Genomic DNA, 15,090 nt, shown 5'->3' with positions numbered 1-15,090 from the left:
AACCAGAACGGTATGGGCATGGCGCGCGCTAACCCCGCAGGCGCGCCGACGCGCGTCCCGCAAATTTTGCCCATTTTTCCGCCGCTGAGCGGGCGTGAGCGCTGCTCGACGGCGCCGCGGCGCGCGCGACGTGACGAAGGTCGCTACTTGACCGTCGGCAGGTCCGGGCTGGACACGTCGTAGGTCTTGCCGGGCTGGGTCAACAGCGCGGACAGCTTCTCGGCCTTCTCGTCGGTGCGGTCGGTGGTCCCCCAGATCACCACCCGGCCGTCGCCGAGCGTCAGGGTGATCGAGGCCACCGAGGGCGCCGCGATCCGGCCGACCTGGTCCTGAACCTCGGGACGCAGCGCGGTGAGCACCTGCAGGGCGGCCTTGGTGGCGGGGTCGTTCGGCCCCGGATCGGCGACATCGAGGTAGGGCAGCGCCGGTGGCGGCGGCCCGGTCGCGAAATCCACGCCGTCGCGGTCGAACAGGTGTGGCCCGTCGGGAAAGTCTTTGACCGCCACCGGGACTCGCTCGACGATCGTGATCCGCAGCGCGGACGGGTACTGGCGCTGCACGCGCGCGCTGGCCACTCGCCGGATCGCCGCCACCCGATCGGCGACCTGGTTGGTGTTGATCTGCAGCAGCGGCGTTCCGAGCCGCACCTGCGCCGCATCCAGGACCTCGTCCCGGGTCACCACGCCGGTCCCGACGACGACGATGTTGCGGGCCGACATCGCCGGCGTGAAATAGAGCACCAACGCCAACCCGATGCCGACAATCACCAGCAGGATGGTGACCAACAGCATCTTGAGCCCCCGAACAACGCCCCGCGCAACGGGTTTGGGTTCGTGGACCGGCCGTCCGGTGGCCCTGCGCTTGGCTTCACGGCGCGCCTCTTCGATGGCCATGGCGCGGGCCTGGGCGGCGCGGCGCTCGGCGCGTTCCCGGCGGGCCCGCCGGCGCGGCCCCTCGACCTCCGCCGGATCGGGGGTTTGATCGGCCTGTGGATCGGGTTCCGCCGGGTCGGTGCCCGTGCCGGTGAAGAGCGGCGCGGTGACCGCGTCGTCCGGGACCGGGTTGTCGGCCTGCATGGCCCCGGGCGGTTCGGGGGTCGGCTGGGTCATCGCCGCGCCCCCGGCGCGCCGCGGTTGGCCCGCCCCCGCAACGCCGTGACGATCTCGGGCCCCAACAGGGTCACGTCGCCCGCCCCCATGGTGACGATGACATCGCCGGGCCCGGCGACCGCGGCCACCTGCTCGGCGGCGGCGGAGAAGTTCGGAAGGTAGCGCACCGGGACGCTGACGTGCTCGGCGACGCTGGCGCCGCTGACGCCGGCCAGCGGTTGTTCGCGCGCGCCGTAGACGTCGAGAACGAAGACCTCGTCGGCGGCGTCCAGCGCGTGACCGAACTCCTGCGCGAAAGCCTTTGTCCGCGAATACAAATGGGGCTGGAACACCGCGATGCTGCGGCCGTCGCCGCTCTGCTCGAGCAGGGTTCGGACCGCCGCCAGCGTGGCGACGATTTCCGTGGGGTGATGGGCATAGTCGTCGAACACCCGCACCGGCTGCCCATTGCCCGCGGTGCCGACCAGCTCGAACCGGCGGCGCACCCCCTCGAAGCCGGCCAGCCCGTCCAGCACCGCGTCGACCGGGGCGCCGATCTCGAGCGCCGCCAGCAGCGCGCCCATCGCGTTGAGCGCCATGTGGCGTCCGGGCACCGACAGCCGCATCACCCGCGGGTGCTGCTCGGGGTCCAGCTCGGGGGCCAGCTGGATCTGCGCGACCGCCTCGGTGCCCTGCTGCTGCCACGACAACAACTCGGCGGCCCGGGGTTCACCGGATTGCGAAGTCCCCGAGCCGGATCCGTAGCGCAGGACCCGAATGCCCAGTTCGGCCGTGCGCCGTGCCAGCTCCGCCGCCCCGGGATCGTCGACGCAGACCACCAGCGCCCCGCCGGGGGCGAGCCGGTCCACGAAGGCGTCGAACACGTCGACGTAGGCGCTGGCACTGCCGTAGAAGTCCAGGTGATCGGTCTCGATGTTGGTGACCACCGCGACATTGGGCGTGTACTCCAGCAGCGACCCGTCGCTTTCGTCGGCCTCGGCGACGAAACAGTCGCCGCTGCCGTGGTGCGCGTTGGTCCCGGCCTCCCCCATCTCGCCGCCGACCGCGAACGACGGGTCGCGCCCGCAGTGCTGCAGCGCCACGATCAGCATCGACGTCGTGGTCGTCTTGCCGTGGGTGCCGGTGACCATCAGCGTGGTGCGGCCGTCCATCAGCTTGGCCAGCACGGCCGGCCGCAGGATCACCGGAATGCCGCGCCGGCGGGCCTCGACGAGCTCGGGGTTGGTTTTCGGGATGGCGGCGTGGGTGGTGATGACCGCGGTGGCGCCGCCGGGCAACAGATCCAGCGACGACGCGTCGTGCCCGATGTTGATCTGCGCGCCCCGGGCCCGCAGCGCGTGGATGCCGCGCGACTCCTTGGCATCCGAGCCGGAGACCAGCCCGCCGCGGTCGAGCAGGATGCGGGCGATGCCGGACATGCCGGCTCCCCCGATGCCGACCATGTGCACCCGCTGCAGCTCGGGCGGCAGCTGCTCGGTGGTCATGGCTTCCCTCCGGCCGCCAAGCGGCCGAGCCGTGCCTTCCTGGCGATGTCCAGCGCCGCCTGGGCCACCTGGCGCGCCGCGTCGGGATGTCCCACCCGCGCGGCCGCCGCCGTCATCGCCGCCAGCCGCGGCGGGTCGCCCACCAGGCCCGCCACCTCCCGGGCGACCAGCTCGGGCGTCAGGTCGGCGTCGGCGACCACCATGCCGCCGCCGGCGTTGACCACCGGCAGCGCGTTGAGCCGTTGCTCGCCGTTGCCGATCGGCAGCGGCACGTAGATCGCCGGCAGGCCCACCGCCGAGACCTCGGCGACCGTCATCGCCCCGGACCGGCAGATCACCAGGTCGGCGGCGGCGTAGGCCAGGTCCATCCGGTCGAGGTAGGGCACCGCCACGTACGGCGGATCGCCCGGCAGTGGTTCGCGCAGGTCGAGCGTGTTCTTGGGGCCGTGCGCGTGCAGCACGGCCACGCCCGCGGCGGCCAGTCCGGCGGCCGCGCCGGAGACGGCCCGGTTCAGCGAGGCCGCCCCCTGCGAGCCGCCGAACACCAGCAGCACCCGCGCGTCGTCGGCGAAACCGAAGTGCCGGCGCGCCTCGGCGCGCAGCGCCGCGCGGTCCAGCGAGGTGATGGCCTCGCGCACCGGCACCCCGACCACTTCGGCGCCCGGCAGGCCGCAGTCGGGCACCGCGGAGAGCACCCGCTCGGCGCTGCGGGCGCCGACCCGGTTGGCCAGCCCGGCGCTGGCGTTGGCTTCGTGGATCACCACCGGGACCCGACGGCGGCGCGCGGCCGCAAAGGGCAGGTCCCGCGCGGCGAGATAGGCCGGCAGCGCCACGTATCCGCCGAAGCCGATCACCACGTCGGCGTCGACCGACCGCAGCACGGCGCGGGTTTCCCGGACGGCCCGCCACACCCGCGAGGGCAGGCGGGCCAGGTCGCCGCTGGGCTTGCGCGGCAGCGGCACCGGCGTGATCAGCTCGAGGTCATAGCCGCGCGCGGGCACCAGCCTGGTCTCCAGCCCCCGCGCCGTGCCCAGCGCGGTGATCCGGACCTGCGGATCGAGCGCGCTCAGCGCGTCGGCGACGGCCATCGCCGGCTCAACGTGGCCGGCCGTTCCGCCGCCGGCCAGCACGACCGACAGCGGCTTAAAAGCCGACAACGCGGCACCGGCGGGCAGAGGGTCTGCCCCCCGCCCGCCGGTCGGCTCGTTGACCGTGTCGTTCACCCGTAACGCTGACCTTCCAATGCGCGTGTGCGCCGTTGCTGGCGCCGGCCGGCGGCCTGATTGGCTCCCAGGTTCGCATAGCGCTGGCCAGATCCATGATGCCTCGCCCGGGAGCGGGCGCTGCCCGCAGACTGGCGGGCCGGGCGGCCGGCCGTTCGCGGGGACGCCGACCGCAGCGGCGCCTCGGCGTTGCGGGGCGTCTTGCGCCCGGGTGACCCGGCGCCCTTGCGCGGCGCGCCGCCCGCTTGCGGGGCCGATTGCGGGCGAGACCGCTTGCGGTCGCGGAACGCCTCCAGCCGCGTCGGCGAATAGGGCTCGGGCGGCGGGAGCCGCAGCAGCCGGTTCACCTTGTCGTCGCGGCCGGCCCGCAGCGCGGCCACCGCCTCGGGTTCGTGACGGGCCGCGTTGGCCATGATCCCGATCATGAAAAGCGTTGCCGCGGTGGAGGTTCCACCCGCGGAGATGAGCGGCAGCTGAATGCCCGTCACCGGGAGGATCCCGATCACGTAACCGATGTTGATGAACGCCTGACCCAGCACCCACATCGTCGTGGTGGCGGTCAGCAGCCGCAGGAACGGGTCGGCCGAGCGGCGGGCGATCCGCATCCCGGTGTAGGCGAACAGCCCGAACAGGACCAGCAGCCCGAACGCGCCGATGAAACCGAGCTCCTCGCCGATGATCGCGAAGATGAAGTCGTTGTGGGCGTTGGGCAGGTAGTTCCATTTGGCGGTGCCCTGGCCCAGGCCGTCGCCGAAGATACCGCCGTGGGCCAGCGCGAATTTCGCCTGCCGGGCCTGATAGCCGGTGTCCTGCGGGTCGTTCTCGGGGTTGATCCAGGACCGCACCCGGTCGGAGCGGTAGCCGGCCGACATCGCCAGGACCGCCCCGGCCATGAAGACCGCGAGCAGTGAGGTGGCGAAGACGCGCAGCGGCAGGCCGGCGTACCAGAGCAGGGCGAGCAGGATGATGCCCAGCGACACCGTCTGCCCGAGGTCGGGCTGGGCGACGATCAGCGCCAGCGCGATCACCGCCGCCGGCACCAGCGGGATCAGCAGTTCGCGCAGGCTGGCCCGCTCCAGGCGGCGGGCCGCGAGCATGTGCGCTCCCCAGATGGCGAAGGCGATTTTGGCCAGCTCGGAGGGCTGCATGGAAAAGCCGGCGACCACGAACCACTTGCGGGATCCGTTGGCCAGGTTGCCGATGCCGGGAACCAGCACCAAGACCAGCAGGATGACCGTGACGACGTAGCCGGTGAAGGCGACGCGACGGATGAACCGCACCGACATCCGCAACGAGGTGTAGCAGGCGACGAGCCCGATCACCGTCCACAGGACCTGCTTGCCGAAGATGATCCAGGCCGACCCGTCGGCGTCGTAGGACCGCACGCCCGATGCCGAGAGCACCATGATCAGGCCGAGCGTCGTCAGCAAGCCGGCGATGGCGATGATCAGGTGAAACGAGGTCATGGGACGGCCGAGCCAGGCGCCGAACCGGTTGTGCGAACCGCCGTCGGCGCCGGCCGCCTTGTCCTTTTTCGCCTTGGGCGCCTTCGGGGCTTTGGGCGGCTTGCCGGCCTTGTCGGCCTTGTCGGCCTTGTCAGCGTCGTCCGGGGGCGCCTCGGTGACCTCGGCCGCGTCGGTGACTTCCGCCGCCGAGTCGCCGTCCCCCGCGGGCCCCGTCTCGGTCCCGCTGGTCGCTTTACCCCGGCCCAGGAACCGGGTCAGTGCGTTACCCACGCCCGCCCTACCGGATCGCCGCGCGCACGGCGGCCGCGAACGCGTCGCCCCGGTCGGCGTAACCCGCGAACTGGTCGAACGATGCGCCCGCCGGTGCCAGCAGGACCGTGTCACCCGGCTGTGCCAGGTCACGTGCCGCGGCGACCGCCGCGGTCATGACTGCAGTGCCGAGATCCCCGCCCACCTGTTTCACTTCAGTCACATCTGCACCAGAAACCACTGCAGTCGCATCCATACCAGCATCCTCGCCTGTCACAACGTGGAGGACGGGGACATCCGGCGCGTGTCGCGATAACGCCTCTGCAACCTCGCGCCGATCCCGGCCGATGAGCACGGCCCCGACCAGCCGCGACGCGATCCTGGCGACCTCGGCGTCCACCGATGCGCCCTTCAGCAAGCCGCCGGCGATCCAGACGACTCGGGGGTAGGCCAGCACCGACGCCTCGGCGGCGTGGGGATTGGTGGCCTTGGAGTCGTCGACGAAGGTGATGCCGTCGGCGACGGCCACGACCTCCGCCCGGTGCCGGCCCACCCGGAAGGTCGCGAGCGCGGACGCGATCGCCTCGGCCGGCACCCCGACACTGCGGGCCAGCGCGGCCGCGGCCAGGGCGTCGAGCACGCCGACGGGGCCGGGCACCGGTATCGAGTCGACGGGCAGCAGGGTCAGGTCGTCGGCGAAGGCGCGGTCGATCAGGTGGCCGTCGCGCACGCCGAGTTCCCCCGGGCCCGGCTCGCCCGACCGAAACCCGACGCGCACCGGCGCCCGCGCGGTCCGCAGCAGCGCCGCGGCCCGGGCGTCGTCCAGCCCGACTACCGCCACCCGCCCGTCGAGCACCCGGGCCTTGGCCGCCGCGTAGTCGGCCATCGTGCCGTGCCAGTCCAGGTGGTCTTCGGCGATGTTGAGCACCGCGCCGCCCTCGGGACGCAGCGAGGGCGCCCAGTGCAACTGGAAGCTGGACAACTCGACGGCCAGCAGCTCGGCGGGCTGGTCCAGGACGTCGAGCACCGGGCTGCCGATGTTGCCGCACAACAGGTTTGCGCGCCGCGCGGCGGTCAGCATGGCGTGCAGCATCGACGTCGTCGTCGTCTTGCCGTTGGTCCCGGTGACCACCAGCCAGCGGCGCGGCGGCCCGTAGTGACCCGCGGCGTCCAGCCGCCAGGCCAGCTCCACATCGCCCCAGACGGGCACGCCCGCGGCCGACGCGGCGACCAGCAGCGGCGTGGCCGGCGAGAAACCGGGGCTGGTCACCACCAGGGCGTAGCGGGAAATCCGCTCGGCTGCCGCCGACGTCGTAGCGGTCGCCACCCCCGCGTCGGCGTACCCGCGCAGGGTGGCCGCGTCGTCGTCGCACAGGGTCGGCACCGCGCCGAATCGGGTCAGGGCCGCCAGCACCGCCTTGCCCGTCACCCCGCCGCCGGCCACCAGCACCGAGGCGCCCGGCGCCAAGGGGTCAAGACCGCTCATCAGGCACCGATCGCGGCCAGCCACTCACCGTAGAAAAGGGCCACACCCAGCCCGCAGGCGATCGCGGTGAGCAACCAAAAACGGATGATGACCGTGGTCTCGGCCCAGCCGGCCAATTCGAAGTGGTGGTGAAAGGGCGCCATCCGGAACACCCGGCGCCCGGTGGTGCGAAACGTCAAGATTTGCAACACAACTGAGAGGACTTCGGCGACGAACAGCGAACCCAGCACGACGGCGAGGATCTCGGTGCGGCTGGTGACCGAGATGCCCGCGATGATGCCGCCCAACGCCAGCGATCCGGTGTCGCCCATGAAGATCTTGGCGGGCGCGGCGTTCCACCACAGAAAGCCGATGCAGGCGCCCGCGGTGGCGGCGGCGACGATCGCCAGGTCCAGCGGATCGCGCACGTTGTAGCAGCCCAGCCCGGGCGCGGTGACGCACGCGTTGCGGTACTGCCAGAACGTGATCAGCACGTAGGCCGCGGTGACCATCGCCATGGTGCCCGCGGCGAGCCCGTCCAGGCCGTCGGTGAAATTGACCGCGTTGGACCAGGCGCTGACGACGACCACGCAGAACAACACGAACAGCGCCGGAGCCAGGGCGACGGTGGCGATCTCGCGCACGTAGGACAGGTCCGCGCTGGCCGGCGTCAGGCCGTTGGCGTTGCGGAACTGCAGCACCAGCACGCCGAAGATCACCGCGGCCGCGACCTGCCCGATCGTCTTGGCAGTCTTGTTCAGCCCGAGATTGCGCGACCTGCGGATCTTGATCACGTCGTCGAGAAACCCGACGCCGCCGAGCACGGTGGCCAGGCTCAGCACCAGCAGACCCGACGCGGAGATGCCCTCGCCGTCAAACGCCAGCCCGGCCAGGTGCGTTCCCAGATAACCGGCCCAGATGCCGGCCAGGATCGCGACGCCGCCCATCGACGGCGTGCCTCGCTTGGCGTGGTGGGTCGGCGGGCCGTCGTCGCGGGTGTGGTGGCCGAACCCCTGCCTGGTGAACAGCCGGATCAGCGCCGGTGTCAACAGGATCGAGACGGCCAGCGCGATGGCGACGGCGATGAGGATTTGTCTCATGGGCGGGCTCCGCCGTCTTCTGAGCCTTGTGAAGTCAGGGCGTCGGCGAGCGCGCCCAGACCGGCCGCGTTGGAGGCCTTGACCAGGACGACGTCGCCGGGTTGCAGCTCGGCCCGCAGCAGCGCCAGGGCGGCGTCGCTGTCGGCCACGTTGACGGCCCCCTTATCGGCTGAGCCCCACGAACCCTCCATGACCGCTCCGTGGTGCATGGCGCTCATCGACCTCCCACTTCCCACGACAACGAGTCGAGACACATCTAAGCGCACGGCCAGCCGGCCGATGCGATCGTGCTCGGCTATCGCGTCCTCACCGAGTTCGGCCATCTCGCCGAGCACCGCCCAGCTCCTGCGCTTTGACTGCGCACCTTCGCCGCCGCCGTGGGCGATCCAGGCCAGTGCCTGCAACCCGGCGCGCATCGAATCAGGGTTGGCGTTGTAGGCGTCGTCGATCACGGTGACGCCGTCGCCGCGGGTGGTGACGTGCATCCGGTGCCGCGACACCGGGCCGGCCCCGGCGAGCGCGGCCGCCACCTGGTCGACGTCGGCGCCGCATTCCAGCGCGACCGCGGCGGCGCACAGCGCGTTGGTGACCTGGTGATCGCCGTAGACGCCGAGCCGCACCTGCGCCTGCCGGGTCCCGGAGTCGTCGCGGTGATGCAGCGTGAAGCACGGCCTGGCCAACTCGTCGAGCGAGACCGGCCCGGCCCACAGCCGGCTGGGGCCCGCGCTGGTGTTCTCGGCGCGGCTGACCCGCACCACCCGGGCCGCGGTCACCTCGGCCATGGCCGCCACCGCGGGGTCGTCGGCGTTGAGGATCACCACCCCGGATGTCGGAACAGATTGGGGCAGTTCGGATTTCGTCTGTGCGATGGCCTCACGCGACCCGAACTCGCCCAGGTGTGCGGTGCCGACGTTGAGGACCACCCCGATCGACGGCGGGGCGATGTCGGCCAGCGCGGCGATATTGCCGGGGTGGCGCGCCGACATCTCGAGGACCAAGAAGTCGGTGTCGGGCGTCGCCCGCAGCACCGTCCACGGATGTCCCAGCTCGTTGTTGAACGACCCCGGCGGGGCCACCACCTCACCCAGCGGCGCCAGCACGGCGGCCACCAGGTCCTTGGTCGAGGTCTTTCCCGACGATCCGGTGATCCCGACGATGGTCAGCCCGCCCGCCACCAGTTCGGCGGCCACCGCCCGGGCCAGCTTGGCCAGCGCCGCCAGCACCGCCGCGCCGGAGCCGTCCGGGTCGTGCTCGAGCACCCCGGCCCGCGATCCGGACGCCCCCTCGGGGGCGACGACGATGGCGGGAACCCCGACCGGCCGAGCGGCCAGCACCGCCACCGCACCGGCCGCGACGGCCGCGCCCGCGTGGTCGTGGCCGTCCGACCGGGCGCCCGGGAGCGCCAGAAACAGCCCGCCGGGTACGACGGCGCGCGAATCGAATTCCACCGTCCCGGTGACGTGGCGTTGCGCGGCGTCCTGCGGCGAGACGTCGGACAGGGTGCCGCCGACGATGTCGGCGATCTGGGCGACCGTCAATTCGATCATCGTTGCGCCCCGTCGAGGTCCCGCAGCGCCTGCGCCAGCTCGACCCGGTCGTCGAAGGGCCGGGTGTGCCCGCCGGTGCGCTGGCCGGTTTCATGGCCCTTGCCGGCGATCAGCACCACGTCGCCCGGGCGCGCCCAGGCGACCGCGTGCCTGATCGCGTCGCGCCGGTCGGCGATCTCGACAATGTCTGCCGCACAACCACTTTCGGCCGCACCGGCCAGGATCTCACGGCGGATCGCGGCCGGATCCTCGCCGCGCGGATTGTCGTCGGTGACGACGACCAGGTCGGCCAGCTCGGCCGCGGTGGCGCCCATCGGTGCACGTTTGCCCGGATCGCGCTCGCCGCCGGCGCCGAACACCACCGCCACCCGGCGGTCCGGACGCGCCAGGGTGGTCAGCACCGCGCGCAACGCGCCGGGTTTGTGGGCGTAGTCGACCAGCGCCAGGAAGTCCTGGCCGGCGTCGATCTCCTCCATGCGTCCCGGCACGCGGGCCTGCAGCAGCCCCGCCGACGCCTCCTCCGGGGATACCCCCACCGCGTCCAGAATAGCCAGTGCGACAAGGCAATTGGCGACGTTGTAGTGGCCGGGCAGCCGAACGCCGAGTTCATGCGGCGCCCCGGCCGCATCGAGGACGGTGAACCGTTGTCCCCCGGCGCCCATCGGGGCCACGTCGACGGCACGCCAGTGCGCGGGTTGGCCCTCGGCGCTGACGGTGATCGCGTCGCCTGCCCGGGCCGCCATCGCGCGCCCGGCCTCGTCGTCGACGCACACCACGGCGCGCCGGGCCCGCAGCGGGGAGTTCGGGTCGAAGAGCAACGCCTTGGCCTCGAAGTAGTCGGCCATGGTCTGGTGGAAGTCGAGGTGGTCGCGCGACAGGTTGGTGAACGCGCCGACCGCGAATCCGGTCCCGTCCACGCGGCCCAGTGCGAGCGCGTGGCTGGAGACCTCCATGACGACGGTGTCCACCCCCTGTTCGGCCATCGCCGCCAGCATCGCCTGCAGCGCGGGGGCCTCCGGCGTGGTCAGCGCGCTGGGAATGTCGGCGCCGTCGATGCGGATGCCGATGGTGCCGATCAACCCGGCCCTGCGGCCGGCGGCGCGCAGGGCGGACTCGACCAGATAGGTCGTGGTGGTCTTGCCCGACGTGCCGGTGATTCCCACGACCGTCACCCGCTCGGACGGGTTGCCGTACACCGTGGCGGCCAACCCGCCGAGCACGCCGCGGGGGTCGGGGTGAACCAGCGTCGGCACAGATTGCCCTAAAGCGCCCATCTCGGCGACCCCGGCGGCGTCGGTGAGCACCGCGACGGCGCCGCTGTCGATCGCTTGGGCGGCGTAGCGGGCACCGTGGGTGGTCGAACCGGGCAGCGCGGCGAACAGATCGCCGGACACCACATCCTGAGCACGCAGCGTCACGCCGGTGACCAGTAGGTTCGGGACGGCCCGATCGCCGGCCGACGCGGCTCCGATGTCAGCCGCCAACGCCGGCAATCGCACGCCCGCTGCGGCGCTGGGCCGCAGCGCACCGGGCACCGACACCCCGTCACCACCTCCGTCAGCCATGATCGGCCATGACACCCTACCTAGGAGCACGGGCCGACGAGACGCTCCCGCGCCCGGGCGGCGGGGTTACGGTCTTTTGCGCCGGTCGAGCAGGGGAAGCCAGACGGTGTCGACGATCTCTTCGATGGCTTCGTCGGGCAGAGGCCGCAGCGTCATGAGGACCTCGTAGCGGAACAGGTCCACGGGCAGGCGCGCGATGCGCTCGGTCATCTGGTCGGGTTGGATTTCACCGCGATCGATGGCGCGTTGGATCGCCTGCTCCAACGCGCCGTCGCGCCGCCCGCGCACCAGCGTTTCGAGATCGGCCAGGCTGCTGCCGGTCTGCTGGTAGAAGCCGCCGAGCCGGGTCAACAACGGCACCACCAACGCCACCCTGACCTTGTTCGCTTGCCGCAGCAATGCGATCACGTCACCGCGCAGGCTGCCGGTGTCGGGGGCGACCACGACGTCTTTGGCCACCTCATGCGCCACCGCGGCGAGCGCGAGTTCCTGCTTGTTCGGCCAGCGCCGGTAGAGCACTGCGCGGCTGGTGCCCGCCCGTACCGCGACGGCGTCGATCGTGAGCTCGTCGTAGCCGCGTTCGGCCAGCTCCGTCCACGCCGCATCCAGCAAGGCCTCCTCCAATGCGGGGCCCCGGCGCCGCCGAACCACGCCGGTCGAGTTAAGAGACATTGCGTTACCTAGCGTTCGGGCTTATGTTCTTTGGATACAGTCCGTATCTTATAGGAATCAGGGGTGGAATCGATGCGCATTCTCATCTCCGGTGCCGGAATCGCCGGTTTGAGCGCGGCGATAAACCTCAGCGCCGACGGCCACGACGTCACCCTGGTCGAACGCGCCAACCACTTGCGGGTGAACGGCTCCCCTATCGACGTTCGCGGGGATTCCATCGACGTCGCCGACAAGATGGGCGTGCTCGCACAGATCCGCGCTCACCGGGTCGACATGACCGAACGCGTCCAGTTCATCGACGAAAGCGGCACCGTGGTGGCCGAACCGCCACTCGACGAGTTCAACGACTCCGCCGGCGACATCGAAATCCCGCGCGAAGACCTCACAACCATCCTGTACAACCGGCTGGGGCCGTCGGTAGAGCTGCGGTTCAACGAATCCATCAGCGAACTCGATGACGATGATCGCCGCGTCGATGTGCGGTTCAATTCGGGCAACCGCGAGCGCTATGACCTGATTGTTGGTGCCGACGGAATGCATTCGGCGGTGCGACGGCTGACATTCGGACCCGAGCAACAGTTCTGCGCCACCTCGGCTTTTATGTCGCACTGGCCGAATTGCCCGGCTACACGCCGTCCGGGCTCGACAACAAGATGTACAACTTCCCCGGGCACCTGGCCGGCATCGCCGCCTATAACGACAAAGCCTTGGCGGTCTTCATGTTTCGATCGCCCTGGATCGACTACGACTACCACGACCTTGCGGCCCAGAAGCAGATCCTCGTCGACGCATTCGCCGGCCACAGCGAGTGGACGGTACCCGAACTGGTCGACGCCGCGGTCGCCGATCCGGAACTGTATTTCGATTCCGTCAGCCAGATTCACCTGCCCACCTGGCACCGCGGCCGCGTCGTCCTCGTCGGGGACGCGGCGCACTGCGCCTCGAGCCTGTCGGGCCGCGGCACCAGCCTGGCCCTGACCGGCGCCTGGTTTCTCGCTCGAGCGCTGCGCGACCATCCCGGCGACCTCGGCCAAGCGTGGCAGCAATACGAACGCGACCAGCGACCACACGCTCTTCGCTGCCAGGCCACGGCGGCGCCCGGCGGCGAGCTCCTGATTCCGGCCACCCAAGATCAAATCGACGCGCGCAACCGCGATTTCGCCGTCGCATCGGGGCGCGGGCGGGAAGTCTAGGTGGCCTGCAAGGTCAGCGGCGGGCCCGGGTCCGGCGACAGCGGCACGTTCTCGCGCTGCATGAGCCAGCCGGCGATGTTGTGGAACAGCGGGGCCGCCGAGTGGCCCGGTGTGCCGTCGGCGTTGCGCTCCGGGTTGTCCATCATGATGCCGATGACATACCGGGGGTTGTCGACGGTGGCCATGCCGGCGAACGTGATCCAGTAGACGTTGTCGAAGTAGCAGCCGCAGGCCGGGTTGATCTGCTGCGCGGTACCGGTCTTGCCGGCCATCTGGTAACCCGTCACCGCGGCGGCGGGACCGGTGCCCTGCTGGTATCCCATCGGGTCGTGTTGCACGACGGCACGCAGCATGTTGCGCACGGTCTGGGCCGTCTGCGCCGACACCACCCGCACGCCATCCGGACGCGGTTCCTCGGTGCGGGTGCCGTCGGGCGCGATGGTGGCCTTGATGATCCGGGGCGGGATGCGCACCCCGTCGTTGGCGATCGCCTGGTACATGCCGGTCATCTGCAGCAGCGTCATCGAAAGACCTTGGCCGATGGGCAGGTTGGAGAAGGTGCTGCCCGACCATTGGTCGATTGGCGGCACCAACCCGGCGCTTTCGCCGGGCAGGCCCACGTTGGTGCGCTGCCCGAGCCCGAACTTGCGGACCATGTCATAGAAGCGCTCCGGGCCGACCCGCTGGGCGAGCATCAAGGTGCCGACGTTGGAGGACTTTCCGAACACGCCCGTGGTGGTGTAGGGCATCACCCCGTGGTCCCAGGCGTCGTGGATGGAGACCCCGCCCATCTGGATCGAACCGGGGACCTGCAGCACCTCGTCCGGATTGGACAGGCCGTACTCGATGACCGAGGACGCGGTGATCACCTTGTTCACCGAGCCGGGCTCGAATGGCGACGACACCGCCGGGTTGCCCAGCTGTTTGTCGCCCTGCCGCCCGATGTCCTGGGAGGGGTCGAACGTGTTGTCGTTGGCCATGGCCAGGACTTCGCCGGTCTTCGCGTCGAGGACCACGGCCGAAACATTGTGTGCGCCAGACACATTCTTGGCCTGCTGCACCTGCTGCTGCACATAGAACTGGATGTCGTCGTCGAGGGTCAGCTGGACCATCGAGCCGTTGACGGCCCGATGCCGGTTGCGGTAGCTGCCGGGGATGACCACACCGTCGGACCCGCGGTCATAGGTGACCGAACCGTCGGTTCCGGACAGCACGGAGTCCATGGCCTCTTCCAGCCCCAGCAGACCGTGGCCGTCCCAGTCGATGCCGCCCACGATGTTGGCCGCCAGCGATCCGCCCGGGTACTGGCGCAGATCCTGGCGTTCGGAACCGACCTCGGGAAATTTGTCCGAGATCGCGCTGGCGACAGCGGGATCCACGGCTCGCGCCAGGTAGACGAAATTCTCGTCGCTTTGCAGCTTTTTCAGCAGGGTCGCCGAGTCGGGCTTGTTGCCCAGGCGACCCGAGACGTCCTTGGCGATATCGCGCAACCGCTGCTGCGGGTCGGGGGCGGCCGAATTCTTGGCCTTGGCCTCGTCCAGCTGCTTGTGAATGCGTTTCGGCTGGAACGTCAGCGCACGCGATTCGATGGTGAAGGCCAGTTGATCCTTGCGGCGGTCGATGATGCTGCCGCGCACCGCCTTTTCCACGTCGGTGACCTTGAGCTGTCCGGCGGCCTGGGCCCGCAGCGACGGGGCGCTGGTCACCTGCAGGACGAACAACTGGGCGGCGGCCACCAGCATCAGCACCAGGATGACCACATTGCCGGCGCGATGACGGAAAACGAACGAGCCGCCGCGGCTGGCCATTTGCGCGATCTGACGGGTGCGCCGCTCCCGCGCCGAGTGACCGGCCCCCACCGGCTCGGGCCGCTGCGCTCCGCGGCCATCCTTGGGCTGCTTGGCTTTCCGAAATCGCTTCGGTTCCCGGACGTCGCGACCCTGGTCCGCTTGCTGCGGTTTCGCCCGGCGCTTGGACTGCCGGACGCCGTTGCCCGCCAAGTCCTTACGGGGACCGC

General features: G+C 70.8%; 11 protein-coding genes and 1 pseudogene. 2 read left to right on the top strand and 10 right to left on the bottom strand.

Going from position 1 to position 15,090, the window contains the following annotated elements:
• Positions 1 to 143: 143 nt before the first annotated feature.
• The 9 genes from AC0KTM_RS08880 to AC0KTM_RS08840 all read right to left on the bottom strand — a co-directional run bounded on the left by AC0KTM_RS08880 (position 144) and on the right by AC0KTM_RS08840 (position 11,880).
• Positions 144 to 1,109 (bottom strand): cell division protein FtsQ/DivIB, encoded by a 966-nt coding sequence (locus tag AC0KTM_RS08880; protein WP_238957897.1) that lies wholly within the window; start codon positions 1,107 to 1,109, stop codon positions 144 to 146.
• Complete coding sequence (murC, locus tag AC0KTM_RS08875) at positions 1,106 to 2,593, bottom strand: UDP-N-acetylmuramate--L-alanine ligase (protein WP_472415455.1); 1,488 nt, start codon at positions 2,591 to 2,593, stop codon at positions 1,106 to 1,108. The genes AC0KTM_RS08880 and murC overlap by 4 nt, the downstream gene beginning before the upstream one ends.
• Positions 2,590 to 3,816, bottom strand: a complete 1,227-nt coding sequence (murG, locus tag AC0KTM_RS08870; protein ID WP_472415454.1) for an undecaprenyldiphospho-muramoylpentapeptide beta-N-acetylglucosaminyltransferase — start codon at positions 3,814 to 3,816, stop codon at positions 2,590 to 2,592. Before murG ends, murC begins: the two co-directional genes overlap by 4 nt.
• Positions 3,813 to 5,552 (bottom strand): putative lipid II flippase FtsW, encoded by a 1,740-nt coding sequence (gene ftsW / locus AC0KTM_RS08865; protein ID WP_472415453.1) that lies wholly within the window; start codon positions 5,550 to 5,552, stop codon positions 3,813 to 3,815. The genes murG and ftsW overlap by 4 nt, the downstream gene beginning before the upstream one ends.
• Positions 5,553 to 5,559: 7 nt before the next feature.
• Entirely contained in the window at positions 5,560 to 7,017 is a 1,458-nt protein-coding gene (murD, locus tag AC0KTM_RS08860; RefSeq protein WP_238957894.1) for a UDP-N-acetylmuramoyl-L-alanine--D-glutamate ligase, read from the bottom strand.
• The gene (mraY, locus tag AC0KTM_RS08855) at positions 7,017 to 8,096 is read right to left on the bottom strand and encodes a phospho-N-acetylmuramoyl-pentapeptide-transferase (RefSeq protein WP_238957893.1); all 1,080 of its coding nucleotides are present in this window, start codon (positions 8,094 to 8,096) and stop codon (positions 7,017 to 7,019) included. Before mraY ends, murD begins: the two co-directional genes overlap by 1 nt.
• A complete protein-coding gene (locus tag AC0KTM_RS08850) occupies positions 8,093 to 9,643 on the bottom strand; it encodes a UDP-N-acetylmuramoyl-tripeptide--D-alanyl-D-alanine ligase (protein WP_225329794.1) in 1,551 nt (516 codons plus the stop codon). The genes mraY and AC0KTM_RS08850 overlap by 4 nt, the downstream gene beginning before the upstream one ends.
• Complete coding sequence (locus AC0KTM_RS08845; protein ID WP_238957891.1) at positions 9,640 to 11,208, bottom strand: UDP-N-acetylmuramoyl-L-alanyl-D-glutamate--2,6-diaminopimelate ligase; 1,569 nt, start codon at positions 11,206 to 11,208, stop codon at positions 9,640 to 9,642. Before AC0KTM_RS08845 ends, AC0KTM_RS08850 begins: the two co-directional genes overlap by 4 nt.
• Before the next feature lie 66 nt (positions 11,209 to 11,274).
• Positions 11,275 to 11,880 carry a TetR/AcrR family transcriptional regulator gene (locus tag AC0KTM_RS08840; RefSeq protein ID WP_472415452.1) on the bottom strand — a complete coding sequence of 202 codons (606 nt, stop codon included), beginning with the start codon at positions 11,878 to 11,880 and terminating at the stop codon, positions 11,275 to 11,277.
• Between the two features lie 72 nt (positions 11,881 to 11,952).
• Here AC0KTM_RS08840 and AC0KTM_RS08835 point away from each other — a divergent pair.
• Together AC0KTM_RS08835 and AC0KTM_RS08830 are read left to right on the top strand one after the other, a co-directional pair.
• A pseudogene (locus AC0KTM_RS08835) lies at positions 11,953 to 12,375 on the top strand (FAD-dependent oxidoreductase); the annotation flags it as partial.
• 122 nt (positions 12,376 to 12,497) lie between these two features.
• Positions 12,498 to 13,073, top strand: a complete 576-nt coding sequence (locus tag AC0KTM_RS08830; RefSeq protein ID WP_472415451.1) for an FAD-dependent monooxygenase — start codon at positions 12,498 to 12,500, stop codon at positions 13,071 to 13,073.
• Here the strand turns inward: AC0KTM_RS08830 and AC0KTM_RS08825 are convergent.
• Positions 13,070 to 15,073, bottom strand: coding sequence for a peptidoglycan D,D-transpeptidase FtsI family protein (locus tag AC0KTM_RS08825; RefSeq protein ID WP_255641727.1), 2,004 nt, complete (start codon positions 15,071 to 15,073; stop codon positions 13,070 to 13,072). The genes AC0KTM_RS08830 and AC0KTM_RS08825 overlap by 4 nt on opposite strands.
• Between the last annotated feature and the right edge of the window lie 17 nt (positions 15,074 to 15,090).

The organism is Mycobacterium sp. NTMscope_Eco_3, assembly GCF_976985685.1.
The sequence above is the reverse complement of the archived record's forward strand: the minus strand, read 5'-3'. Positions and strand labels throughout refer to the sequence as shown.